The sequence below is a fragment of the Vibrio sp. TRT 17S01 genome, assembly GCF_050113695.1.
GTDB lineage: Bacteria > Pseudomonadota > Gammaproteobacteria > Enterobacterales > Vibrionaceae > Vibrio.
On record NZ_JBNJOG010000019.1, the window covers coordinates 1 to 23,279 of the forward strand.

Annotated in this window: 27 protein-coding genes; 12 read left to right on the forward strand and 15 right to left on the reverse strand. The window is 44.0% G+C overall.

The features are described from left to right. The first annotated feature begins 627 nt into the window (after positions 1-627). A complete protein-coding gene (locus tag ACQEXS_RS19880; protein WP_427014953.1) occupies positions 628-1,932 on the forward strand; it encodes a dicarboxylate/amino acid:cation symporter in 1,305 nt (434 codons plus the stop codon). A 50-nt stretch (positions 1,933-1,982) separates the two neighbouring features. Here the strand turns inward: ACQEXS_RS19880 and ACQEXS_RS19885 are convergent, their stop codons facing one another. Beyond that, on the reverse strand, positions 1,983-2,450 hold the full coding sequence (locus tag ACQEXS_RS19885; RefSeq protein WP_367990403.1) for a YjiG family protein: 468 nt from the start codon (positions 2,448-2,450) through the stop codon (positions 1,983-1,985). Further along, positions 2,447-3,184, reverse strand: coding sequence for a nucleoside recognition domain-containing protein (locus ACQEXS_RS19890; protein ID WP_367990404.1), 738 nt, complete (start codon positions 3,182-3,184; stop codon positions 2,447-2,449). The genes ACQEXS_RS19885 and ACQEXS_RS19890 overlap by 4 nt, the downstream gene beginning before the upstream one ends. A gap of 325 nt (positions 3,185-3,509) precedes the next feature. Between ACQEXS_RS19890 and nhaD the strand changes: the two genes are divergently transcribed. Continuing rightward, on the forward strand, positions 3,510-4,943 hold the full coding sequence (nhaD, locus tag ACQEXS_RS19895) for a sodium:proton antiporter NhaD (RefSeq protein WP_427014954.1): 1,434 nt from the start codon (positions 3,510-3,512) through the stop codon (positions 4,941-4,943). A gap of 57 nt (positions 4,944-5,000) precedes the next feature. On the opposite strand, the gene ACQEXS_RS19900 is transcribed toward nhaD, so the two are convergent. Further along, positions 5,001-5,474, reverse strand: coding sequence for a methylated-DNA--[protein]-cysteine S-methyltransferase (locus ACQEXS_RS19900; protein WP_427014955.1), 474 nt, complete (start codon positions 5,472-5,474; stop codon positions 5,001-5,003). After that, positions 5,471-6,844, reverse strand: coding sequence for a DNA-3-methyladenine glycosylase 2 family protein (locus ACQEXS_RS19905; protein WP_427014956.1), 1,374 nt, complete (start codon positions 6,842-6,844; stop codon positions 5,471-5,473). The genes ACQEXS_RS19900 and ACQEXS_RS19905 overlap by 4 nt, the downstream gene beginning before the upstream one ends. Before the next feature lie 183 nt (positions 6,845-7,027). On the opposite strand from ACQEXS_RS19905, the gene ACQEXS_RS19910 reads away from it, so the two are divergent. Then, entirely contained in the window at positions 7,028-7,231 is a 204-nt protein-coding gene (locus ACQEXS_RS19910; RefSeq protein WP_367990408.1) for a hypothetical protein, read from the forward strand. Between the two features lie 54 nt (positions 7,232-7,285). On the opposite strand, the gene ACQEXS_RS19915 is transcribed toward ACQEXS_RS19910, so the two are convergent. Then, positions 7,286-8,179, reverse strand: a complete 894-nt coding sequence (locus tag ACQEXS_RS19915; protein ID WP_367990409.1) for a LysR family transcriptional regulator — start codon at positions 8,177-8,179, stop codon at positions 7,286-7,288. 139 nt (positions 8,180-8,318) lie between these two features. Between ACQEXS_RS19915 and ACQEXS_RS19920 the strand changes: the two genes are divergently transcribed. Further along, a complete protein-coding gene (locus ACQEXS_RS19920; RefSeq protein WP_367990410.1) occupies positions 8,319-8,675 on the forward strand; it encodes a DUF413 domain-containing protein in 357 nt (118 codons plus the stop codon). Between the two features lie 64 nt (positions 8,676-8,739). On the opposite strand, the gene ACQEXS_RS19925 is transcribed toward ACQEXS_RS19920, so the two are convergent. From ACQEXS_RS19925 to ACQEXS_RS19950, 6 genes are all read right to left on the reverse strand, one after another. Beyond that, a complete protein-coding gene (locus tag ACQEXS_RS19925; protein WP_427014957.1) occupies positions 8,740-8,991 on the reverse strand; it encodes a DUF3081 domain-containing protein in 252 nt (83 codons plus the stop codon). 118 nt (positions 8,992-9,109) lie between these two features. Beyond that, on the reverse strand, positions 9,110-9,550 hold the full coding sequence (locus ACQEXS_RS19930; protein WP_427014958.1) for a bactofilin family protein: 441 nt from the start codon (positions 9,548-9,550) through the stop codon (positions 9,110-9,112). Beyond that, the gene (locus ACQEXS_RS19935; protein ID WP_427011981.1) at positions 9,460-10,401 is read right to left on the reverse strand and encodes a M23 family metallopeptidase; all 942 of its coding nucleotides are present in this window, start codon (positions 10,399-10,401) and stop codon (positions 9,460-9,462) included. The genes ACQEXS_RS19930 and ACQEXS_RS19935 overlap by 91 nt, the downstream gene beginning before the upstream one ends. Positions 10,402-10,614: 213 nt before the next feature. Further along, a complete protein-coding gene (locus tag ACQEXS_RS19940) occupies positions 10,615-12,003 on the reverse strand; it encodes an SLC13 family permease (protein ID WP_427014959.1) in 1,389 nt (462 codons plus the stop codon). 246 nt (positions 12,004-12,249) lie between these two features. Beyond that, positions 12,250-13,104, reverse strand: coding sequence for an alpha/beta hydrolase (locus ACQEXS_RS19945; RefSeq protein WP_427014960.1), 855 nt, complete (start codon positions 13,102-13,104; stop codon positions 12,250-12,252). Between the two features lie 132 nt (positions 13,105-13,236). Further along, complete coding sequence (locus tag ACQEXS_RS19950) at positions 13,237-13,830, reverse strand: TetR/AcrR family transcriptional regulator (RefSeq protein ID WP_427014961.1); 594 nt, start codon at positions 13,828-13,830, stop codon at positions 13,237-13,239. 245 nt (positions 13,831-14,075) lie between these two features. On the opposite strand from ACQEXS_RS19950, the gene ACQEXS_RS19955 reads away from it, so the two are divergent. Further along, positions 14,076-15,101, forward strand: a complete 1,026-nt coding sequence (locus tag ACQEXS_RS19955; protein ID WP_427014962.1) for an acyltransferase — start codon at positions 14,076-14,078, stop codon at positions 15,099-15,101. Between the two features lie 24 nt (positions 15,102-15,125). After that, positions 15,126-15,755 (forward strand): START domain-containing protein, encoded by a 630-nt coding sequence (locus ACQEXS_RS19960; RefSeq protein ID WP_427014963.1) that lies wholly within the window; start codon positions 15,126-15,128, stop codon positions 15,753-15,755. 12 nt (positions 15,756-15,767) lie between these two features. Here the strand turns inward: ACQEXS_RS19960 and ACQEXS_RS19965 are convergent, their stop codons facing one another. The 4 genes from ACQEXS_RS19965 to ACQEXS_RS19980 form a co-directional block, all read right to left on the reverse strand. Then, positions 15,768-16,280, reverse strand: a complete 513-nt coding sequence (locus ACQEXS_RS19965) for a DNA mismatch repair protein (RefSeq protein ID WP_427014964.1) — start codon at positions 16,278-16,280, stop codon at positions 15,768-15,770. 178 nt (positions 16,281-16,458) lie between these two features. Further along, positions 16,459-17,697: an NAD(P)/FAD-dependent oxidoreductase gene (locus tag ACQEXS_RS19970; RefSeq protein ID WP_427014965.1), complete on the reverse strand. Its 1,239-nt coding sequence runs from the start codon at positions 17,695-17,697 to the stop codon at positions 16,459-16,461. Between the two features lie 27 nt (positions 17,698-17,724). Continuing rightward, positions 17,725-18,795, reverse strand: coding sequence for a methyltransferase (locus ACQEXS_RS19975; RefSeq protein ID WP_427011974.1), 1,071 nt, complete (start codon positions 18,793-18,795; stop codon positions 17,725-17,727). Between the two features lie 27 nt (positions 18,796-18,822). After that, positions 18,823-19,215, reverse strand: coding sequence for a hypothetical protein (locus tag ACQEXS_RS19980; protein ID WP_367990421.1), 393 nt, complete (start codon positions 19,213-19,215; stop codon positions 18,823-18,825). A gap of 76 nt (positions 19,216-19,291) precedes the next feature. On the opposite strand from ACQEXS_RS19980, the gene ACQEXS_RS19985 reads away from it, so the two are divergent. Genes ACQEXS_RS19985 through ACQEXS_RS20010 form a run of 6 tightly spaced genes read left to right on the forward strand, consistent with a single transcriptional unit; the run spans position 19,292 to position 23,274 of the window. Then, complete coding sequence (locus ACQEXS_RS19985) at positions 19,292-20,023, forward strand: beta-ketoacyl synthase chain length factor (protein ID WP_367990422.1); 732 nt, start codon at positions 19,292-19,294, stop codon at positions 20,021-20,023. Continuing rightward, on the forward strand, positions 20,023-20,787 hold the full coding sequence (locus tag ACQEXS_RS19990) for a lysophospholipid acyltransferase family protein (RefSeq protein ID WP_427014966.1): 765 nt from the start codon (positions 20,023-20,025) through the stop codon (positions 20,785-20,787). The genes ACQEXS_RS19985 and ACQEXS_RS19990 overlap by 1 nt, the downstream gene beginning before the upstream one ends. A 16-nt stretch (positions 20,788-20,803) precedes the next feature. Then, positions 20,804-21,064 carry a phosphopantetheine-binding protein gene (locus ACQEXS_RS19995; protein WP_427011972.1) on the forward strand — a complete coding sequence of 87 codons (261 nt, stop codon included), beginning with the start codon at positions 20,804-20,806 and terminating at the stop codon, positions 21,062-21,064. Between the two features lie 15 nt (positions 21,065-21,079). After that, on the forward strand, positions 21,080-21,337 hold the full coding sequence (locus tag ACQEXS_RS20000) for an acyl carrier protein (protein WP_367990425.1): 258 nt from the start codon (positions 21,080-21,082) through the stop codon (positions 21,335-21,337). Beyond that, positions 21,337-21,897, forward strand: a complete 561-nt coding sequence (locus ACQEXS_RS20005; RefSeq protein ID WP_427014967.1) for a septation protein IspZ — start codon at positions 21,337-21,339, stop codon at positions 21,895-21,897. The genes ACQEXS_RS20000 and ACQEXS_RS20005 overlap by 1 nt, the downstream gene beginning before the upstream one ends. 3 nt (positions 21,898-21,900) lie before the next feature. Next, positions 21,901-23,274, forward strand: coding sequence for an AMP-binding protein (locus ACQEXS_RS20010; RefSeq protein WP_427014968.1), 1,374 nt, complete (start codon positions 21,901-21,903; stop codon positions 23,272-23,274). Positions 23,275-23,279: the final 5 nt, after the last annotated feature.

Sequence of the window (23,279 nt, forward strand, 5' to 3'; positions counted from 1 at the left end):
GATAGAGATATAACATGGAGTTGGCATCGTAATCCTTCCTTTAATCCATTTTTGAATGAGTGGTTGATTGAACGAAGGAGATAGAGCAAGGGGGATGCCAAGGATTAAGCGCTGTAGAATCAGTGAGTTAGGTTGAGTGAAGCAATAAGCTGCCCAGTTTTGAGCAAGTTATTGCTCCTACAGGCAAGTTTATGTGGTGGCGATGTGAGCACACCGACATAACTCGGTTCTGCCAACGCATATTCAAAACACGGTAATATCCGTTTTATGCACTCACTTTCTCATGTAATGGGAAATCAGTAGCTTTTAAAGAGTCACTTTTCTTCGTTAAAAATACGATCTAATAGAAAATAAATCTAAATAATAACTTTATAGCAATGTTAAATTCTGCAAATTTATAGTGATTCAGATCACAGGTAAGATGTGTGAACTCGATTTTATTTTCTGATTTTTTCAAGCGCCTGATAACCTCCTGCTCCGCTTTGCAATGACGTAAAGTAATGCCTCAATTGCTAAAATATGCACAAAAACTCATACCAACTAGCATTGTTCATTGATGAACCTGAGTATGCAAATTCGAGTTCAATTGACGCAATTGAGGGCTATTAACTATAAGGAGTGTTCAAGATGAATACCAAGAAACCGATGTCGCTAACTGGCCGAGTAATATTAGGTATGGTTGCGGGTATCTTGACAGGATTCGCTATTCGGGCCCTATTTGCTGACAATGGATTTGTAGACGCATATATCGTTAATGGATTATTCGAGGTGGGCGGAAAAATCTTTATCGCCAGCTTAAAAATGCTGGTTGTCCCGCTGATTTTTGTCTCACTAGTATGTGGTACTAGTTCATTAAAAGACATTTCAACCCTTGGCCGGATGGGTGGTAAAACACTCGGCTTTTACATTGCAACTACCGCCGTTGCTATTACACTTGCGCTCACAATGGGAACTGTCTTCCAACCGGGAGCAGGTGCCGACCTTACTGCGGCAAGTTCGTTTAAATCAGCAGAAGCACCATCGCTTGGTCAAGTGATCATTGATATGTTCCCAACCAACCCAATCAGTGCAATGGCCGAAGGCAAAACCCTCCAGGTGATTGTATTTGCTGTGTTGTTTGGTATTGCGATCAGTGCTGCAGGCAAGCCGGGAGAGCGCATTGCCGCTGTATTCTCAGATCTAAACGAAGTGATCATGAAGCTCGTTGCACTATTGATGAACCTTGCGCCATACGGCGTGTTCTTCCTTATGGCAAAGCTGTTTACTGGTTTAGGCCTTGGCGCCATCATTAACTTAGCAGAGTATTTCCTTGTCCTTGCTGGCACATTGTTATTGCACGGTCTGATCACATACAGCTTAATGTTAAAAGGCTTTACTGGCCTTAGCCCTATTACGTTTTTGAAGAAGATGGAAGACGCGATCATGTTCGCCTTCTCAACAGCCTCTTCTAACGCCACGATTCCAGTAACAATGGAAACAGTTAAAAACCGTATGGGTGTGGACAATAAAGTCGCCTCATTTACCGTGCCACTGGGTGCAACGGTAAACATGGATGGCACAGCGATCATGCAGGGTGTTGCTACTGCATTTATTGCTCAGGCATTTAATATTGACCTAACCATGACCGATTACCTCACGGTCATTCTGACTGCTACCCTTGCATCAGTGGGAACAGCTGGTGTACCTGGTGTTGGCCTTGTCATGCTCGCAATGGTACTTAACCAAGTTGGCCTGCCTCTTGAAGGAATTGCATTAATCATGGGTGTGGACCGACTTTTGGATATGATCCGCACTGCCGTCAATATCACGGGTGACAGCTGTGTCTCTGTGATTGTTGCCAAATCTGAAGGCGTGTTGGACGAGAGCCGATTTAACGATCCTCAAGCAGGTGAGAAAGAAGAAGAAGTCAAACTCTCTAAAGCTGAAGCCTAATAACTAAAAAGCCCCGGTACATGACCGGGGCTTTTTATTCAATGGCAGCTTTAAACCAGAATACTCATCACAAGCATCGCACCAAAAGCATTAAAAACCGAAATCGCAACCATAATTGGAATGTAGCGGCCTTCGGTTCCGATAGGACCAAGGATACGTCCCATATATTGAATTTGAGAACCCATTAGGTAAATGGCAGGAGCCAAAATGGCAATGTGAGTACCATTTAAGATGCCTTGGTCGAACAAGGTAATCACAACGCCAACTGCACCGCCCATTGACATCCATGCACCAATCAGAACGGCACCAGCTTCACCCGGTAAACCAAATAGAGCCATTACTGGTTCAAAGATACTGCCCATCAGAGCAAGTGCACCTGTAATTTGCAGCGCTTTGATGATCACAAATGCCATTAATACGTTAGGCACGGTTGAAGTTGTAGCGATCACCCACCCTTTCTTTGCACCTTCAACGAAGATGTCTGTCACCATTGGTTTCTTTGCTTTTACTTCGCTCATTGTGCAGCCTCTTCTTTCAGTTCTTGATTGCCTTGTGATGATTTGTCTTCTTTACCTTCAGTCATGTTGAGGTACATACGGAACAAATTCGCACCAACAAACTTGAAAACAAACATCACAGCGACAGCTAGACCGATAGAAGACGTCACCGCAAGTGAACCATCAGCCATAGTTAGTGTGAAAAGAACAGCACCTGAAGAGAAGAAGTTCACAATAGTTGCGCCTGCAGTAAACTGGAACATGGTAAACACATCAGTTTCACGCTTCGTTAAACGCCCTTCGTCTTTTAGCTGACGAGTCATCGCCGCACCAGCATCGGTACTCTGTAAAGAGGCAATCAACGCAAGGCCTGAGCTGCCAGGAATACCCATTAATGGACGTAGTAAAGGGGTAAGCAGTTTGCGCGCAGCATCAAGCGCACCATAGTGCTCTAGGACATTAATCATGCCCAGTGCAAACATAACAGTCGGGATCAAAGTTAATGCGAAAAGGAAACCATCACGCGCACCACTACCGCCTTTACCGCGTAGCGTTGTTGTTGCCGCTTCAACACCATCGGCTGTTTCGTTCACGGCATACGCGACTTTACCGAAAGAACCATTTAGGGTTGTGAAATCAAACACGCCATACCATTCATTCGATTGGAGCAGGCCAGAGAAAAAGACCACCGCGAACGCAAGGGCAACATAACAGCCCCACGTCACTTTACGTGTGGATTGGTTAGAGTTGGACATTGTAGACACCTATCTATTTTGTCATGTGGAACAGAACGCATAGGATTTTGAAGCAAATCGCAGAATAAGGTGATGATCCTAGTCAAACACTCATTTAGCTATTCATAACTCGTCATTAACCATAATATTTTGTGACAAAGCGCATGAACCGCATCGCTAATCTCACAATAAACCTAACAAACTCAACTCAACTTCTTCATCTATTCTTAAAAACCTGACGACAAATGTCGAAAAATCAATCAGATTGAATCTGCCTCACAATTCAAAAAACAAAAGCTCTCTACAATGAATCTGCATAATTCTTATAATTAAGGAGTGAGCGCATATGTTCAGACAATGGCTTGTCTTGTTACTACTTTCTCTTTTTTCTCCTCTATCCTTTGCCGCAACGGCTTCAGAAACACCACTTCCTTTAACACAATCCACCATCGGATACGCTGCTATCATCATTTTTAGCATTGCTTACGTTTTGGTGATGTTAGAGGAATATTTACAGCTCAGAAAATCGAAACCTGTGTTATTAGCGGCCGGTTTGATCTGGGCAATGATTGGCTATGTTTACCAACAACACGGGCAAATCGAAATTGCCAAAGCAGCGTTAGAGCACAATTTATTGGAATACGCCGAGCTACTGTTGTTCTTGCTGGTTGCGATGACCTACATCAGTGCGATGGAAGAACGCCGATTGTTTGATGCGTTACAAGCATGGATGACAGGGAAAGGGTTTGATTTTCGAACACTATTTTGGCTGACAGGTTTCTTATCATTCTTCATCTCACCGATAGCGGATAACCTGACAACCGCCTTGCTGATGTGTGCTGTGGTCATGAAAGTCGCTGGAGATAACCCTCGCTTCATTAATCTGGCATGCATCAATATTGTCGTCGCCGCCAATGCGGGCGGGGCATTCAGCCCATTTGGAGACATCACCACTTTAATGGTGTGGCAAGCAGGCCACGTCTCATTCTCTGAGTTTATGCCACTGTTCTTACCATCGGTCGTTAACTATTTGGTTCCTGCACTTTTAATGTCCTTTTTTATACCAAATGCCAAACCGAACGTGATCCATCAACATGTAGAACTAAAACGCGGCGCTCGTCGTATTGTTGGCTTATTCATCCTAACGATCGCAACGGCCGTTGCGTTCCACGCGGTACTTCATTTCCCACCAGTTATGGGCATGATGATGGGGCTCGCCTACTTGCAATTTTTCGGCTTTTTCTTACGCCGCACCCTAAAACGCTCTCTCGCGAAGAAAGCAGCAAGAGCCATTGCAAACCGTGACGATTATGCATTGAAACGGCTTGGTTCAGTGGTTCCGTTTGACGTGTTCAAACGTGTTTCGCATGCAGAGTGGGATACATTACTGTTTTTCTATGGCGTTGTAATGTGTGTTGGCGGACTAAGCCTGCTTGGCTATCTAGCTATGATATCGGAAGTCATGTACACCCAATGGGACCCCATTTGGGCCAATGTGATGGTGGGTATTTTGTCAGCCATTGTCGATAACATTCCCGTGATGTTTGCCGTTCTGACGATGGAACCCACAATGTCGATGGGTAACTGGTTACTTGTCACGCTCGCTGCTGGTGTCGGTGGTAGTTTACTCTCAATTGGCTCCGCGGCTGGCGTTGCGTTAATGGGGGTTGCGCATGGCAAATACACCTTCTTTGGCCATTTAAAATGGGCTCCCATTATTATGGTGGGCTATGGCGTCAGCATCGCTGTCCATCTCATGCTCAATACCCATCTGTTTTAGTTTTATCGATAAGGCTTTTGCGCTAGGGTGCGAAAGCCTTCACTTTCATAGTTAACCTTAAACACCTTCTAGTTTCAGTAACGCTTCTTTGCGTTCAACACCACCAGCATATCCCGTCAACTTCCCATTTTTACCAATCACGCGATGACACGGTACGATGATCGATACTGGGTTTTTGCCATTCGCAAGTCCCACCGCTCGGACGGCCTTAGGGTTATCGATCGCTTCTGCTAATTGCTGATAGCTCCATGTTTGACCATAAGGAATGGTTCGAAGCGCTTGCCAAACCTTACGCTGAAAATCCGTTCCGGAAGCGGCAACAGCCACCTCAAACGTTGTCCTTTTTCCTGCAAAATATTCCGTTAGTTCCTTCGCAGCTTGTTGCAACACAAAATGGCTTGGCGATTCAATTCCTAACTGTTCAGGCTTAGTCGTGTGCGTTTCAAACCAAGTCCCCGTAATACCTTCATCACTGGCTTGCAGTGTGAGTTTTCCTAACGGCGTCGATATGATGGTGTAGTAATGTGTCATGCATGGCTCCAACAATGAAAAGTGGCATAACTCCCCCATGGAGAGACATTCTGTTTGGTTAAATGAGTAAATGTATTCAATGCTTTCTTCACAACCAAATCGTTATCTAAAAAGCAGTCTGGTTGCGAACATCCTCTTAGGTGCGCATAGCTCACCGTCCAAGGCCCGATCCCTTTTAAGCACAGCCAGTTGTCAGGCTCACTTTCCGGATGCTCTATCATGTATTGAGCAAAGCGAGTCAGTGTTTCCTTGCGACTTTGTGGCATTTTAAGAAAACTTAAATCTATCGATGCCACCTCAGTTGGAGTAGGAAAGGCCTTCACATCTTCCCCCTTAACAGTTTTGACCAAAGCATTAAGGTGCGTAATAGCCGCTTTCACCGACACTTGTTGCCCTAAAATCGCACGAACTCCCGCTTCCCAAGGGCTCCATACTCCCGGAATGCGGATTCCCTTCTGCTTTATCAGACTTGGCTCAATCGTATGAAGATGCTGCTCAATCTGTGTCGTGTTCACATCAAGATCAAAAAGGCGTCTTACTTGCTTCACAAGTTGGCGTAATTGGGTGAGTTCTTCCAGTTCAAACTCAATGGTTATACTACGTTCAGTCGTCTTTTTTGCACTGAACCACACTTGTTTTTCATCTATCTGGCTATAACGTTGATAACTGTTTGTCTCAACAGTCTCCAATCCCTTGACTACTCTCAACTGGTAAAAATACAGCATATGTTGCCAGTCTAATTCACCATGGAAACTCAACTCAATTGAGTTGGCTAAATTGGATTTATCGTTTGAACGACGGATTTGGCGTGGGGACAATTGCAATACTTTTAGAAACGCATCATTGAATCGCCTCGTGCTATTAAATCCACTGGCATAAGCAATGTCCGTAATACTTAAGGCGCTTGAATGAAGCAATTGTTTGGCAAACATCAATTGATGAGCCAATGCATATTGCTTCGGTGACATACCTAAGTATTTCTGAAACAGCTGACGTAAATAGCGATCACTGACTCCAACTCGGTTAGCCAGCTCAGCTAAAGGGCTTGTTTGCAAACTACCTTGATCGATTAGGGTTAACGCTCGCTGAAACGTGGTTTCTGTGCCCTTCCAAGCCCAAGAGTCTTGTGCACTGTCGGGACGACAACGTAAACAAGGTCGGTAACCTGCTTGAATAGCCTGAGCTTTGTCGACAAAGTACTCTACATTGCACTCTTTGGGTAATGTGGCTGGACAGATCGGCCGACAGAAAATCCCTGTTGTTTTAACCGCAATATAAAACTGACCATCAAAACGTGCATCGCGACTCATTCGTGCACTTCGAAAAGCATTAAGCATCTGCTGATTCATCATTCCGACTCGGTTTTCCATTTCCAATGTCAGTTCAGTTTAATGAGACTGAACACAAAAACTAGCCATTTTCGGAACTCTATAAGATACCTTGCTGCAACTTTAACAACTAGCATTCAAAACTTGGAGGTAGAACATTTGCTTACTGCTTCATCCATTACTAAATTAGTAATGGCTAGGACAACAAATAAAAGGATGTTGGCTATGAATCTTCACACTTGCACGATCCAATTCTCAGATGATCGTATTCTCACCTGTCAAACCGTAGAACAATCACTTGATGCTATTGAGCAGAGCGATACGAGCAGTATCAGTGAAATCACTATTGATGCAACGGATGGTCGCTCAATACGCACCTATCAAAGCAAAAGCCTTGAAGAATCGATTGAAAGCTTGATGAACTTATAATCCCAAACAAAAAAGCCCTGACTCTTTCGTCAGGGCTTTTCAATCTGCGCCAATTTATTCATCGACTGGCAAGTCAGCAAGTTGCTGCAAGCTATAAGCTGTAAGCGGGTCGATATCCTTCACTAACTCTTCCACTTGTTTAATCGCGTCAACCGAAGTGCTTGCTTTGCGATAGCTCAAATAAATCGGCCGACACCATTCATCAACGCCGGAAACTTTATGCAACTGACCAGCACTGATAAATGGATCAACAAGCGAAACAGGCAAATATGCACTGCCACCCTTTTCAAGAATAAAATCCAGAGCAATACGCGCCGTTGAAGTGCGTAAATATGGCGCAGGAACCTTAGGATGACGCTCAGCATGCTCTGAAGCAAACTTAGTTCCCCAGTCAACATAAACGTATTGGTTATTAAAGACGGTATTAATGTTCTCTTGGTTTGTAGACACCAGTACCAGCACGACATCCGCGACTTTTTTACAAGATAACTCGTCTGCTTTTATCTGATCAAAAGCGAAGGCCATATCAAGCGTACGTTCTTGCAAGCTGCGAACTAAGACTTCTCGTCCCATCACCTCAGCCATAAAGCCATAGCCACTAAATGAATCCGTCACAACACTTAAACAGTTTTGCAAATACGCATCCCACACATTGGGCGTCCCCGCCATGGTTAACTGCAGAGCTTTGCCACTTTCAAGAGAAAGTTCGAGTTTAGCTTGCTGTAAAGTCGTCACCATTACTTCGGCATACCCAACTAAACGTTCGCCCGCAGAGGTCAACTTAATGTTATTTCGATCACGAATAAACAATTGAGTATCGAAGTAACTTTCAAGTTGTTTGATCCGCGCGCTGACCGCGGCCTGCGTGATATAGAGGTTCTCAGCTGCACGTCCGAAGTGCCGAACCTTTGCTAGCTCTAAAAATGTACGAAAGACCTTTACGTCCATAAAAATTCTCCTGGTATGAGTACAACCAGATTAACAATCAATATTTATCTTAACGACAGAAAGTTTTTGTTTTTCTTTTTTAGAATTTACGCCTAATTTTCGCCTTGAATCATGACTACAGGTATAGAGGCTGTGTGATATGTCTGACATCGAATTTCGTCAAGGCAAAAAACGTTTTTACGACAACACTAAATTCCCGAGAGGCTTTGCTAAGTCTGGCGATTTTACGCTTGCTGAGGAAGAAATCCTAATCTTTTATGGGGATACCATGCTATCTCTTGAAAAAGGCGAATTAGACCCAGAAAATGCTGAAGAAAAACACTTTCTAAAAGTAATGGAAAACCCAGGAAAAGCGAAAACTAAGCTAGAAAGAACTTGGTTAAAATACGCACAACTTGCACGTGGTCGTAAGCGTTTCCATACATTGAATGGTCGTAGCAAACCAGACGCAAGTGAAGACTATTCAGAAGAGTGTGCACTGGCTGAAGAAGACTAATCTTTCTCCCAAAGCCCTGTCGGTATATCAAGCAGGGCTTTGTTTTACCTGCGATATGTCTGTGTTATTTCGCTAACATGGCGACTTTTTTCAGAAAACTATTCCGCAGATGCTCTTGGTCATACTCCAAGTGATAGGTATTGTGGAAGCCAACTTTCAACTCAACACCATTTCCTCGCATGTAAACGTTATAGCCGTCGTAGTCGGAAAAAGCTTCTACGCCTTCATAAATTTTGCCATGCTCCGTAGGAGCACCATGCTCCATCACCATTTCATAAGCCTGAAGAATTTTGTTCGGATCGAGTTCATTTTTCATGGCGACGCCCTTCTTTTTTCATGAAATCACTCTAAGTATTGGTGACAAAATGAGGTTCGCCAAATTAGAAGATGATTGTGATCAAACAAGCGTGATTGACCACAAATATCAGTGGTAATTAGCTAGTTGCCGTCTTCTTTTTTTCGGAGGTTGGTTGCTCTGGTTTGGTCTCAGCGGCGCTGCGTTTAATATCCACCACCTGCTTAGCTTTCGCAGGTTGGGTTACACCATTGAACTTGCCCCCTTGATCGATACTTAAGTCATCGGTGTACAGAGTGCCTGTCACTTGACCCTTTGCTAGGATTTCAATCTTGTCTGCATGGCAATTACCATCAAAGATGCCGTTGATCACCACACGTGTGGCAAAGATATCGCCTTTTACCGTGCCGGACTCACTAATCAACAATGAGTTGTTCACATGGACTTGACCGTCAACCAACCCATCGATTTGAATATCACTCTCCAGCTTTAGCTGTCCGGAGACGTGACAACCTTGTGCGATGAGAGTTGTAGCTGATTGCTGACTCTTAATTCGACTTTGTTTACTAAAGATTCCCATCGAATGCCTCTGATTTTACTAAAAATTGTATCAAAATTATCCACACCCCAGTCAACAAAAGGACGAGGGTCAAGTGCCCGACCAACAAAACGCACTTCGTAATGCAAATGCGGGCCCGACGATAAACCGCTATTACCGGAGTAACCGATTAAATCTCCTTTTTGAACAAACTCTCCGCGTTGCACCTTAAACTTACTCATGTGCGAGAAGGATGTCTTAAAGCCATAAGAGTGTTGAAGCTGAAGGAAATTTCCCGATCCCTTGTTACTTGGCCGCACGACTTCAACAACCCCATCAGCCGGTGCATAAATCGGGGTTCCCGTATTCACTGCGAAATCTAACCCACGGTGCATTTTGTATGATCCCGTGACCGGGTGTTTACGCTTTCCGTAGCCTGAAGATAACCGTGCATTGTGTACAGGGGGGCCACTTGGTATTTGGGTCAGCATCACCATACGAACGGAAGACGTAATCGCTGCAGTATCAAGCCGCAGTTCAAGTTTGCCGTCCGCATCTCCCATGCCTAATACTCGTTCCAGATCACCCAATCGATCGGAAACCACATTAAAGCGTTCTTCACGCTCAACTAAATCGCTTTCTAAATTACTCTTCAGTGCTTTCAGTGAGGTGACTTCTTCTGTAAGAGACATGGAGCGTTGTTCAAACTCTTGGCTCTTTAAGAGCGCAAATTCTCGCTCACCCATCAGATAGTTAATCGCAATTCCAGTCGCAACGACGGCTGCGAGGCTAAACAAGCTTAGCCCTTTTAAAACACGACGAAACTTACGGCTAAAATGAAAATGTTTGGTCCCGTTTACCGAAGAAATGGAAACCAGTACGCGATCTTTCATTCTTTAAGAAATCCATTTTCACGAGGTTATTTCAATAATGCGACATGATATCAGTAACAAATAAGAGACAGGAAGTAAGAAGTTTGAACATTGCACCCAATTCACAGGGTTATTGTTCGGTTTGTGACTAAATCGAAGCTATTTTGGCAGGAAAAGCAAATAGCCAGAGCATTCACTCTGGCTATGACTCAATATCGAATTTACCACTTGAGCTTAAGTCCAAAATGTCATGGCTATCACTGTAAGGGCACCGACACAAGCTATGTTAAGTATGATTCCCACTCGCATCATTTCACTTTGCTTGATGTGACCAGAACCAAAAACAATCGCATTGGGCGGCGTTGCGACTGGCAACATAAATGCGCAAGAAGCCGCCACAGCAATCAATACGGACAAGATCGCAGGCGACATACCAAACGCTTCCGCCACACTAGCAAAAACAGGAATAAGTAGTGCAGAGCTCGCTGTATTACTCGCAAATTCAGTTAAGAACACCACAAAGAGAGCAATAATAGCCACAATGAGCAAGATCCCCCATTGAGCAATCCACGCACTTAAACCATTGGCTAAGAATACGCTAGCACCTGTTGCTTTAAGAACATTACTTAAACAAATACCACCACCAAACAACAGCAGTACTCCCCAATCGGCGGTTTTCTCAATATCTTTCCAATGAACAACACGGGCAAAGTTCACCGCGACTATTGCGCCAAGCGCAACAAGGGTATCAAACTTAGCATAACCGCCAATCATCGCATTAATAGGTTTGCTGAAGATCCAAAGCACCACTGTGACCGCAAAAATGCTTAACGTCACTACTTTGCCTTTGTCCCACTTCACTGGCTCATAATTGAGCTCAAACTCACCACTTAAATTGGGCTTTAATATTAAAAATAACACCCCAATCGCGACAGGTAGGAGAATGATTGAAGTTGGTAAGCCAAATGCCATCCAATCAGTAAAGGTTAAACCTACCTCGGCAGCAGCAATTGCATTGGGAGGACTGCCCACTATCGTGGCGATGCCACCAATACTGGCACTGTAGGCAATACCAAGTAGAACAAATACGTAAGTTTTGTGACCACTCTCGGAGTTCACTTTACTCAATACACCAAGCACCAGTGGCAACATCATGGCTGTGGTCGCTGTGTTACTAATCCACATAGACAGACCCGCGGTGACACCAAACAGCATAACCACTGCAACACTCATCTTACCTTTGGCAATCAATAATACTTTGTCGGCAATGACTTTATCTAACCCCTGACGATGCATTGCAGCAGCAAGCGCAAAACCGCCAAGGAAAAGAAAAATGATCGAGTTCGCGAAGTTATTTAAAGCGGTTTGGGTATCAAATACGCCAAATAGCACGGCAAGGATGGGAACTAATATCGCCGTCACCGTCACGTGAAGCGCCTCGGTTAACCACAGTACCGCGATAAATATTAGTAAGCTGATACCAAGTACGATATCACTTTCAAAAGGTAGGAATAAATAGAGAGCCAAAAACAGCGCAACATCAGCAAGGATGATGAGGCTGTTTCGGTTAAAAAACCACTCTCGGGTGTTGTTGGGCAAAGGGACACTATCGTTTCTGTTCATTATTATGCTTCCTAAATATGGCCTAATGGCACAAGCGCTACCGGCTAAAAGTTCCGACCAAGTAGCAACATGCAGCATCACACATATTCAACAATGGAGATAATAATCGATGCGAATTTGTTAACCCAATCAACATCAAAACGACATACATTAACATTATGATTACATTGATGTATTTCCCATAATTTCTATCAACCTAACTCTTAGGCTTACCCTCATTACTGTCTGCCAACTCCTAGGCTTTGTTTAGTCAGAATCTATTAGTGCATTAAACGCGGTAAAGACTTCGGGACATTTCATTACTCGCCCATGCCCCTGACCTTGCGTTGCGAGTAACGTTACGTTTTCCATTTCCATTGCAGCTTTCTGTGAAACTGAAAATTTCGTAAATTTATCCTCTTCGTCATGGACGATATACGTCAGTGCATGGCGTAATCCAAGCTTTTGGTACGGATCGACCGACTGAATAGGATAGCGGTACTGTTCTTCAACTTGGGAGACGATTTTGCTAAACAGTTTCATGGAGTAGCCAGAGCGGGCAACACTACTGAATAAATTATCAACATAATCCAATACTGGAGCGATGAGCAACATCGGTTTATTGATAAGCTTTTGATGATGACATTCAAGCGCAGAAGCGGTTCCCATACTATGTCCAACAAGTCCAGCAACGTCATCAACACTATCTAGAATGGCCTCTAAACCTGCAACAAATCCAGGAATATGACCATAAACGCCACCACTTTCCCCATGGGCTGAATGATCATACGCTAGCGCAGTAAAACCACGCTCGGCTATGTATTCCATAAGCGGATAATACTGACTGGCAGAGCCAGACCAACCATGCGTTAGAACCCATACAGGGCCAGAGCCCAAACGGTAAGTTTTGAGTACACCTTCCTTCGACTGCACCTCACCTTTTACCAACTCTATCGGTTCAGCATTTTTAGGTTGAGTCCGGACTGGTGTAAGCAGCAGTTTGCGCGCCGTCTTCTCCGCATGCTTCGGGGCGAGAGTATGGTGCAGCCGAGTTGTCATATTGACCAAACTTCGTTTCAAACTGAACTTGTTGGACGTATTGAAATAAATCTTCTCACTCATGGTCGCTTTCCTTAACGTAGTTCGCAAAAACGAACGACCGTACTATTTTTTAATAAAATTAATGGCAGGATCATCCTGCCTGTTAAAGCCTCAGCAATCTAACGAGCCTGTAATCGACTCATGCAACCCACATCATGCCGCTTTCCAGCTCACTAATAGCTTGTCGACACCTTGCCAAAAATGCTCGGCACTCATTTGCTCGCCATGGATGGTGTAGAACAAATTAGCACTGAGGTATAAACCATAGAGCTCAAACACCGCCTGACGTGGCGATAAGTGCTGATCGAACTCTCCGAGTTCAACCCCTTTTGCAATTTGAATTTGCAGATAATCAACCCACACCGAAATGGCTTTTCTCAGCGCTTGCTGGATCGGACATTGGTTTGTCGCCGCATCTTTCCATGCATCAAGAAACATGCAGCTACCTTGAAAAGAGTGATTCCAGCTTAACCAGCGTGTTAGCAGCAGACGTATTTTGCTCTCTTGATCCGGTGATGATGCACCTCTCGCGGGTACAATCACTTTTTCGGCAAACACTTGTTGTGCGTATTCAATAACACCAACTTGCAAGTTGTCCTTGGAGTTAAAATGAGCAAACAAACCACTTTTTGACATACCACAGTGCTTCGCTAACTCACCTATCGTCAGGCTTTCGAGACCACCTTCACTTGCCAGCGCAAACGCCTGTGCCAGTATGTTCTCACGTGTGATTCGCCCTTTACTCATTTTCCACCAACATCCACAGTCATTAAATTAGTTTTAGCACGGTCGTACTTTTTTGCAAGTATTAAACTCATTTAAAACGACTTTCATTGAATACCTGACCCGTATCTCAAATCCTACTTTTTACGACGTAAACCATTCTACACTTTGATTTAAAACGCTATTTTCAATTTCTTCTCCTGATAGTTTGAGGCCACTTTTTCGATGATTTGCGACTCTCCGAGTCGAATTTTATTTAGGTATTTATGATGTCTGATACGTCCAAAATCGCCAGCCTAGAGCTAGGGCGCCTCGTCGCCATGATCGCAATTATTATGTTGCATTGCCAAATGTTCCTCTCCTACTTCACTCTTGATGGAGAGCCTTGGTTTGGCTATGTTTTCAACCAGTTAACGCGCTTTGCCGTTCCACTATTTTTTCTTATCGCCGGCTACCTCATCCAACCTAAATTGACCAATAAACCTTGGCAGACAGTCCTGAATTACGGCTCTCCACTGATTCGTATTTGGGTAATCTGGAGCGTGATCAGTTTGCTTATGCCATTTAATTGGGGCGTACTTTTAGAACATGGTTACTTAGCGGAAAGACAAGGTTATTGGAGCTATCTGCTGCAAACACCACTTAACTCATTGCTTGAAGGCGGTTTGGTGCACTTGTGGTTTATTCCAGCTTTACTCAGCGCCATTGTGATCATAGCAGCGTTAATAGACTTCAAGCTCAGTCGCTGGATCCTCCCGTTATCACTAGCACTGTATTGTTATGGCGTTCTTGCTGGTAGCTATGCCGTATTAACTGAGCTTCCAAGTCCGTTCTTCACTCGTAACGGCCCTTTCTTTGCAACCTTGATGGTCGCAATAGGTTTTACGCTGCGACAATCTGAGTTCCAATTTTCTGCATCAAAAGCAATATGGCTTACTGGATTGGGGCTCTCTATCCACATTGTGGAGGCCTATTGGCTTCATGGAATGGGACAAATATTTAATACTAATGACTTCTTATTTGGCACCATTTTTTGGGCAACAGGAATCATGATATATCTGCTAACCCATCCGGATTTAGGCAGAAACGCGATTGTTTTTTCCTTGAGTAAGCGTGTCTTGCCTGTCTATGTCTGTCATCTACCCATGGTGATTGTGATGATGAATGTGGCGGGTTTCTTTGGGCTTACTCATGCTCCAAAGGATGCTATCGTATTAATAGGAACATTGGTTTTCAGTTACTTATTGGTTGTAGCGACAGAAAAAACACCGCTTAACCGTTGGTTATTTCGCTAAATTCGCAAACGGCAGGAGGCCATGATGCAGCGTCGCTTAGGATTATTATTCATTCTTTTCGCTCCGCTCGCTTTCGCCTCCGGAGAAAGGGGATGGCAGTTTGCAAAAACTTACGATGGCATCACACTGCATACGCGGCCACACAGTGATGGCTTGGTTGAGATTCGCGCTCAAATGTTTATCCCCACCAGCTATTCCGCATTTTTGCTGCTACTGGAAGACAGTGAGCACGTTCCCAAATGGATAGATAATGTCTCCCACAGCCGAGTTCTAAAACAGATCAGTGCGAACGAAAACATCGTTTACACCCAATTTGCCGCCCCATGGCCAGCTGCCGATCGCGATATGGTGACCTATTCACAATATCAAGTGAATGAACAAACCTTTAAACTGGTGATCCGTGATGCTCCCGCGACGTTTCCCAAACAAGAAGGATACCTTCGTATTACTGGGGTATCTGCTGAATGGGTGTTAGAAAAATTAGATAACGGCACCACCCATATTGAATATACCGCTTTTGCCAACCCCCAAGGACAACTGCCAGATTGGTTAGTGAACAAACTTGCGACAGACAGTGCCCTAGCAACGTTTCAAGGGCTAAGACGAGAAGTACAGCAATATCAGGGAAAACAACACCCTAATATTGAAGAGTAATCAAGAGAGTAATTAGCGTTTTCGCGCTAAGTCTCTGGCTAAGATGAGCGCCAATCCAAAAATTTGTAGAAACAGAGCAAACACTTTGTAACGTGCACTACGCTCATTTAACTCGGCCATGGTTTCGGTGATGGATAAGTTCGCTAAGTAATGGCCATCAATCCTATCTCGCTCATGTTGTTGTGCTTGATTAATTAACGTCATTAACGTCGCTAGATTGTCTTGTTGAATGGGAGGAACGGCTTGATTAACCCATGGAGAAAGCTGGCCTCTTAATACTTCATTAATCTCACCGGATAAAAACTTGTTTTGATCCAAGTGCAGCAGCATAAATTCACGCTTTCGTTCTAAGGTTTCAACCTTATCCCACGCTAACTGAATGGCGTAACTGTTGGCATTTTTTTGCTCATCAAGCACGCTGACCTCCTGACTCAATTGATCAAGAACCACACTCGACACCAGAATAGCCATGATATTCAGCACCAAACCAATCGCCACAAGTACCCATGCTGACGGCCATTTCATGCGCTTCCCCTTCTTGATACGGTTTGAACCTCATGAGGGAGAACGATTCATCACGTAACGCTGCCTCCCCTCATCACAACAACGATGTAGTAAGCGTAGTCAAATTAAAGAAACTGGCTGATTTTTAAGTATAAAAAAAGCGCGATACCTATCGCGCTTCTAAAGAGGTTCACTTTGCTTAGTCTTGATTAATAAACTCAGCCAAGCTGGTTAGTCGACGTTTTGATTCTTTAACATACGGGTTAGCTTCATCCCATGCATAACCAGCAAGTATTGAGGAAATCATCTGCTTAATACGCGGGTTAGGATTTTGATAAAAAATTACGTCTTGCAATGTGCCTTGGTACCATCCTTCCACATACGTCCGGAAAGTATCGACACCAACCATCAGCGGATCGGCGTACTCTTTCTGCCAATCAACCGTTTCACCATTGAGCTGGCGCACCACGCAATCAACTGCAAACTGGGCCGACTTCATTGCAATGGTCACACCGGAGGAAAACACCGGATCTAAGAATTCGCCAGCATTACCAAGTAGAGCATAATGCGACGTGGCCAAATGTTTCACATTGGCAGAGTAGCCGCCGAGTTCACCTGCTGGGTTAGGATATTCCGCATTCTGTAGTAATGCCGCTAACCCTAGTTCTTCATTAACTAATTGCTGAATTGCGGCGATCTTATCTTCCGAATACTGCTCGAAAAATTCAGGTTCACCTACAATACCAAATGAACATATGCCATTGGAAAATGGAATCAACCAATACCACACATCTTGGTGTTCAGGGTGCACTGAAATCAAGATTTTATTGCGATCATAATCGATACTTTCAGCATCAATGTTATCAACAATATGGGTGAAGATGGCCTTACGCGGCGGAAGACAAGATGGCTCTTCCAATTCCAGTAGTTTTGGCAGCACACGTCCAAACCCACTCGCATCCAACACATAATCAGCTTGTAAAAGGTAGTCTTCACCCCCCTCTACACCAACCTGCAAAATAGAATGCGCATCCACAAACTCGATGCTTTTCAGCTCATGTTGATATCGAATTTCAACACCTTGCTCGCTCGCAGAATCTGCCAGAACTTTATCAAAGTGCGCACGCTGAACCTGAAACGTCGTCCCCGGTCCTGCTGAAAATTTATCGGTAAAATCAAATTGGGTGTAAACCCCATTTCGCTGAAAAGCAGCGCCGTCTTTATATTGGAATCCTGCTTGATTAACAGCCTCTAACATCCCCGCCTGTTCAACCACTTCCATACATGCAGGCAGTAGGCTTTCGCCGATAGAAAACCTTGGAAATTGTGATTTTTCAATCACAACAACATCAATATTTTGGGCATGTAACAATGCCGCTGCGGTGGAGCCGGAAGGACCAGCGCCAATCACGACCACCTGCGTTGATTGCTTCTTCATTTATTTTTGCTCATTTGGGCTAGGACACTAAGCCTTTGCTTTTAGTTTTAATAACGTATGACCAAGACCGATATCATCAGTGCGCTCAACCACTTCCAGTTCCGCCGCTTCAACGATCTCTAAAAAGTCATCGCTACGATAGAACCGACTGTTACCATTGGCCAAACAAGTAAAGTAAAGAGAAGTAGCGTTTAAGCTGTAAGAAGCCGCCTCATATTTTTGGGAGTCCCAGAACAATTCTAGGATGTAGACATGCGAATCCGGCGTGAGCTGAGCTTTAACACGTTGCAGAATACTTAGGATCTCCATTGGTGAAAAGCAGTCTAGAAATTGACTCATCCACCAAATATCAGCGTGCTCTGGTAAGCTCTGTTGCTTGTCTAACATGTTGGCAGGGAAAGGGTGCACTCGCTCTTGAAAGCCATTTTCCTTAGCATTTGCCATTGCCATTTCAAGCTGTTGGGGTAAGTCCACAATCGTGATTTCAACATCTGCATTATAATTGCAGCATTGCATCGCCCATTTGCCCGTATTACCACCGATATCAACAATATGCTTTGGCTTTGCCGCAAACACTTCTTTCAACAAAATAGGGAAAGAGCGATCTGAGTAAAAGTGATCAAATTTGAACCAGCTCTCTTTGGCTTTTTCCGGTAACGTCGACAGCCCTTGGTAAATGGTCTCCCAATCCCCAAGTTCTTTTAGGCCAGCTGGTTTACCCTCTTGGATGGATTCGGTTAAATGCATCATCGCGGCGTAACAAACGTCTGCCGTAAAGTCCATGTTGGCATTCGTCATACCATCGTGGAGTAGAAAGAAACCAAGATTGGCTAGAGAATAGTTAGGTTTTTCCCAAAGAACGATATGGGCACTGATCGCCATGTCCAGTAAGACTTTTACGCCATATTCAGAGACACCGGTCTCTTGTGACAATTGTTCAGTACTCATTCCCTCTGAACCCGCTTTATCGAGTGCAGCCAGAAGGCCTAAATCCCGAAGTGTACGGGCTGTGTGAAAAACAATGGGGGCAAATGAAAGCTTTTGCGCTTCCGTTTTTGCCTCTAGAGCATTAAAAGGGTCAATATTTTGATTTAACACGAAAAAACCTAACTTAAGTTTGTATTATTATTGTGCTGCAGCTGTCAGTGACAACTGTTTTTTAATATCAACATTTAAATTGTTGATCCAGCGGTTGTAGTTACGATGAATTTTGCCATCTTCTGCGCGCAAGTTTTCTGAGCTAACGTAAAGAATTGAATAATATTTCTCGTTATACGGAATTTTTACTTCTGCAAAATGAGAGCGAACGTGAAGTTTGGCACTTAATTCACCCGGTTTAACTTCATCAACAATCCAACCGCGATTAGTAGCGGCTTGCAGAATAGCCATTTTGACTTGTTTGCTTTGAAGATTATAAGCAACTGGAGTATCCTCCACTGTCATAATAGGCTGCACGCGACCACAGCCGGCTAGTAGAAGCACTAAAAATAGTGAACTTAATAGCTTTAATGATTTCATATTATTTCCTTTTTTGAAGGTTGTGTGGAATAGGCTGCAATAGTATTTAGCTGTAAACGAAACAATTCAATATTATATGTCAAATACACAACAAATAATGTCTGTAAATATAGACGCTTGGTCCGCAAACTCATTGGGATTGCATGATTCACAAGCATGGAATAGCTGGGCTCAAGATCTTCAGTGGCCCGAAGAAGGGAAATTAGAGGTAAGTGCCATCCCACCAATGATGCGCCGCCGAATGAGTTCTCTTAGCAAAATGGCTGTTCAAACCGCGATTGAGCTACTGAACCAACACGACGTAGATTATCTGGTTTTTGCCAGTCGTCACGGAGAGCTACAAAGAAGCGCACAACTCATCAACGATATTCTTTGTGGCGAAGAGGCATCACCAATGGCCTTTTCTCAATCGGTTCACAATACAGCGGCAGGGCTTTCAACCATTGCGACAAAAAAGCCAATTCCCTTAACGTCTATCGCTGCAGCCGACAACACTTTCCAAAGTGCCCTGCTTGAAGCTTGGTTGTACTTGCAAGCAAATCCAACCGATAAAGTTCTGGTGCTTGATTTTGACGAACCACTACCTTCCCCTTATCAGCAATACGAAGAGAATCAATTTCAAGGTTATGCCATTGGCCTCGTGCTGTCTGCTGGTGAATCGGTTCAATTTGCAGCGCAACCCAATACACGTAGTCAGCAAAACGACCAAGCATTACCACAAGGCTTAGCGTTTTTGCGTCACTTCCTAACTTCACATAACCGTTGGCAAATTCATTCCAAACAACAAAGTTGGACGTGGCAACGCTAATGCTCAACTGGAATAAGTACTGGCGCGTGTTTGCCACTGGATTTTGTTTTGCTGTGTTTGGACTTGGTGGGCTAATTCTTAGCTTTGTGCTTATTCCTGTGATCAGTATATTTACACGCGATTTAGCAATGCGCGAATATAAAGTTCAGGGCGTTATTCGCTATAGCTTTAATGCTTTCTGCAAGCTAATGAAATATACCGGCGCTATTGACTATAAAATAACGGGGGCAGATACGCTCATTCAGGATAGAAATTGTCTGATTGTCGCCAATCACCCAAGCCTTATTGATTACGTCCTCATTGCCTCTCAATTACCACGTGTTGATTGCTTAGTGAAATCTGCTATTTGGTCGAACCCATTTATGAAACATATCGTAAAAGCGGCAGGCTATATTCCAAATGAAGCACCCGATGATTTATTAGCGCAATGCGATGAAAGATTTGAACGTGGTAATGTATTACTGGTATTTCCAGAAGGAACCCGAACCACACCCGGAGTAAAATCAAAATTACAGCGCGGCGCAGCTCAAATTGCAATACGTACTGAGCGAGACCTCCGTGTAATCCATATTACGGTTTCTCCGAGCTTCTTAACAAAAGAAAAAAAATGGTATCAGGTTCCTGACACGAAACCCTTTTTCCATGTGGAAATTAAAGGTAAAGTTGACGTGAAACCCTTTATTGAAGGGGCGACAAACCCAACTTTAGCCGCTCGGCAGTTAAATCGTCATTTGGCTGAAGCTATTTTTCCATCAAATCAATAACTCAAAGTAGGTCCCAGTGGAAGTACTACACAACGATATCAAACAGTTGATCATTGATGCTCTAAACCTAGAAGACATTTCGATTGAAGACATCGAAACAGAAGCACCACTTTTTGGTGACGGTCTTGGTTTAGACTCTATCGATGCATTAGAGCTAGGCTTGGCGATTAAGAAGAAATTTAATATTGTGATTGATGCAGACGATGCAAACACACGTGAGCATTTTGCATCGGTGGCAAATCTGGCAAAATATATTTCATCTCAATCCAGCCAATAATTTATAAATTTGAACATGACAGAAGTAAATCAAGAACAAGTATTTGAACAAGTGAAAAGTGCTCTAGTAGAGCTGTTTGAAATCGATGAAGCGGATATCCAGCCGGATGCCCACCTGTATCAGGATCTCGATCTCGATAGTATCGACGCGGTAGACCTTGTTGTTCATCTACAAAAAGTCACTGGTAAAAAAATCAAGCCAGAAGAGTTTAAAGCCGTTCGCACCGTGAATGACGTTGTGGAATCCGTGACTGAACTTCTGAAAGGTAACTGATGCGTCAATTGCTGACAGCACTGTCCGCAATTGTTCTGCTCGCCTACCCCTTTGCCGTATATTTCGGTATCGATAAGTTCGGCCTGACGGTTGTCGGGGGACTGCTCGTTGCGGTCTTCCTGCTGAGAATTGTTTCAGCAAGTCAGGCTAAACTCAGAGAGCTCAAACAACTTGCATGGATAAGTGGTGTGACCGGATTGGTTCTCACTGCTTTAGGGATCTGGTTTAAACAACATGGTTGGTTAACCTTTTACCCTGTTGTGGTCAACGTTTGTATGTTCACTGTATTTGCTCATAGCCTACAACAACCACAAACCATCATTGAGCGCCTCGCTCGTTTACAAGAGCCAGATCTTCCCGAGAGTGGTGTGCGTTACACACGTAACGTCACTTTGGTATGGTGTGGCTTTTTTGTTTTCAATGGTGCCATTGCCTTTTACACGTGTTTTCAAAGTATCAAAGTATGGACGTTATATAACGGTTTGATCAGCTACTTGCTTGCCGGCGGCCTATTTGCTCTGGAATGGATAGTCAGACAATTTGTGCGAAAGGATACCTAACTGATGAATCACCCCCCAATGAACTTTACCCCACTTAGAACATTGTTATCTGCAAAGCGGCCAGACAATTATCCTGTGTCTTTTACGGGGAATCACATCAATCATTGGCAACAGTTTTTGCAAGATGTGACTCAGTTAAGTCAAGTGCTCTCGACAAAAACGGGTAACAACATTGCCCTATGTTGCGGCAATAGCTATCAGTTTGCTGTCGGTTTTTTTGCTGTTTGTGCTGCAGGAAAAGCACTCGTTCTACCGGGAAATTATCAACCAGCCGCATTGAATGAGTTAGCCATCCATTTCGACTTGCTACTCGTCGATAGCGAAGTCGAGGTACCCTCAGGCATTAATGCATTGGTCATTCATCAGCATACATTTAGTCAAGAAAGCACCGTCCCAGTAATGCTCACTCTGGCTGACATTCGCTTAACGTTATTTACCTCTGGCTCCAGCGGTACTCCAAAAGCCATTGAAAAAACGCTGACACAGCTTGAAAGTGAAATCGACATTCTACAGCGCTTATGGGGAGAGCAGTTAAGTGCGACACAAATAGAAAGTACGGTTTCACACCAGCACATTTATGGGTTGTTATTCCGTGTGCTTTGGCCACTGTGCGCTGCAAGACCATTTGCCGCTTACAACCTTGAGTTCCCTGAACAGGTGATCTCCCACGCAGGCCCTAACACGACACTCATCAGCAGTCCTGCATTACTAAAAAGACTTAATGAAGAGCACCAGTCAACAAAGCTGCGCATGGCATTTTCTTCTGGAGGGCCATTAGCAAATCAAGCGGCCAACCACGCTTGTGAGCTTTTTGGTCAATACCCTATTGAGGTCTATGGCAGTACTGAAACTGGTGGTATCGCTTTTCGACAGCAGCATAGCGCTACCACGCCATGGCAGCTGTTTCCCGGTATTGAAGCGGAACTAAATGAAGAGTCCTGCCTCAAACTAAAATCTCCGCATATCGATGCCAACAATTGGTATCAAACTGCCGACGAATGCATTTTCCATGATAAAGTGCATTTTGAGCTCAAAGGACGCACTGACCGTATTATTAAGGTCGAAGAGAAACGCGTTTCTTTGGTTGAAGTAGAACGACGCGTTGAGCAACTAAGTTGGGTAGAAGAAACCGCCGTGATCCCAATGATGGAAGGCGACCGACTGACTTTAGTTGCAGCAATCGTCCTTAACCAACAGGGAAAACAGCAGTTTGCGCTATCAGGGAAAGGAAAGTTCTGGCTACTTCTGCGTAATGAATTGCGTCAATGGCTTGAGCCAATTGCTGTGCCGCGACGTTTTCGAGTGTTCGACGAGATTCCGTTGAACAGTCAAGGAAAACGACAAACCGCAGAAATTGAAGCTCTTTTTCAACAATAAAAATC

Coding starts and splice junctions, on each gene's coding strand:
- ACQEXS_RS19880 (WP_427014953.1), top strand. CDS start 628: ATGAATACCAAGAAACCGATGTCGCTAACTGGCCGAGTAATATTAGGT.
- ACQEXS_RS19885 (WP_367990403.1), bottom strand. CDS start 2,450: ATGAGCGAAGTAAAAGCAAAGAAACCAATGGTGACAGACATCTTCGTT.
- ACQEXS_RS19890 (WP_367990404.1), bottom strand. CDS start 3,184: ATGTCCAACTCTAACCAATCCACACGTAAAGTGACGTGGGGCTGTTAT.
- nhaD (WP_427014954.1), top strand. CDS start 3,510: ATGTTCAGACAATGGCTTGTCTTGTTACTACTTTCTCTTTTTTCTCCT.
- ACQEXS_RS19900 (WP_427014955.1), bottom strand. CDS start 5,474: ATGACACATTACTACACCATCATATCGACGCCGTTAGGAAAACTCACA.
- ACQEXS_RS19905 (WP_427014956.1), bottom strand. CDS start 6,844: ATGGAAAACCGAGTCGGAATGATGAATCAGCAGATGCTTAATGCTTTT.
- ACQEXS_RS19910 (WP_367990408.1), top strand. CDS start 7,028: ATGAATCTTCACACTTGCACGATCCAATTCTCAGATGATCGTATTCTC.
- ACQEXS_RS19915 (WP_367990409.1), bottom strand. CDS start 8,179: ATGGACGTAAAGGTCTTTCGTACATTTTTAGAGCTAGCAAAGGTTCGG.
- ACQEXS_RS19920 (WP_367990410.1), top strand. CDS start 8,319: ATGTCTGACATCGAATTTCGTCAAGGCAAAAAACGTTTTTACGACAAC.
- ACQEXS_RS19925 (WP_427014957.1), bottom strand. CDS start 8,991: ATGAAAAATGAACTCGATCCGAACAAAATTCTTCAGGCTTATGAAATG.
- ACQEXS_RS19930 (WP_427014958.1), bottom strand. CDS start 9,550: ATGGGAATCTTTAGTAAACAAAGTCGAATTAAGAGTCAGCAATCAGCT.
- ACQEXS_RS19935 (WP_427011981.1), bottom strand. CDS start 10,401: ATGAAAGATCGCGTACTGGTTTCCATTTCTTCGGTAAACGGGACCAAA.
- ACQEXS_RS19940 (WP_427014959.1), bottom strand. CDS start 12,003: ATGAACAGAAACGATAGTGTCCCTTTGCCCAACAACACCCGAGAGTGG.
- ACQEXS_RS19945 (WP_427014960.1), bottom strand. CDS start 13,104: ATGAGTGAGAAGATTTATTTCAATACGTCCAACAAGTTCAGTTTGAAA.
- ACQEXS_RS19950 (WP_427014961.1), bottom strand. CDS start 13,830: ATGAGTAAAGGGCGAATCACACGTGAGAACATACTGGCACAGGCGTTT.
- ACQEXS_RS19955 (WP_427014962.1), top strand. CDS start 14,076: ATGTCTGATACGTCCAAAATCGCCAGCCTAGAGCTAGGGCGCCTCGTC.
- ACQEXS_RS19960 (WP_427014963.1), top strand. CDS start 15,126: ATGCAGCGTCGCTTAGGATTATTATTCATTCTTTTCGCTCCGCTCGCT.
- ACQEXS_RS19965 (WP_427014964.1), bottom strand. CDS start 16,280: ATGAAATGGCCGTCAGCATGGGTACTTGTGGCGATTGGTTTGGTGCTG.
- ACQEXS_RS19970 (WP_427014965.1), bottom strand. CDS start 17,697: ATGAAGAAGCAATCAACGCAGGTGGTCGTGATTGGCGCTGGTCCTTCC.
- ACQEXS_RS19980 (WP_367990421.1), bottom strand. CDS start 19,215: ATGAAATCATTAAAGCTATTAAGTTCACTATTTTTAGTGCTTCTACTA.
- ACQEXS_RS19985 (WP_367990422.1), top strand. CDS start 19,292: ATGTCAAATACACAACAAATAATGTCTGTAAATATAGACGCTTGGTCC.
- ACQEXS_RS19990 (WP_427014966.1), top strand. CDS start 20,023: ATGCTCAACTGGAATAAGTACTGGCGCGTGTTTGCCACTGGATTTTGT.
- ACQEXS_RS20000 (WP_367990425.1), top strand. CDS start 21,080: ATGACAGAAGTAAATCAAGAACAAGTATTTGAACAAGTGAAAAGTGCT.
- ACQEXS_RS20005 (WP_427014967.1), top strand. CDS start 21,337: ATGCGTCAATTGCTGACAGCACTGTCCGCAATTGTTCTGCTCGCCTAC.
- ACQEXS_RS20010 (WP_427014968.1), top strand. CDS start 21,901: ATGAATCACCCCCCAATGAACTTTACCCCACTTAGAACATTGTTATCT.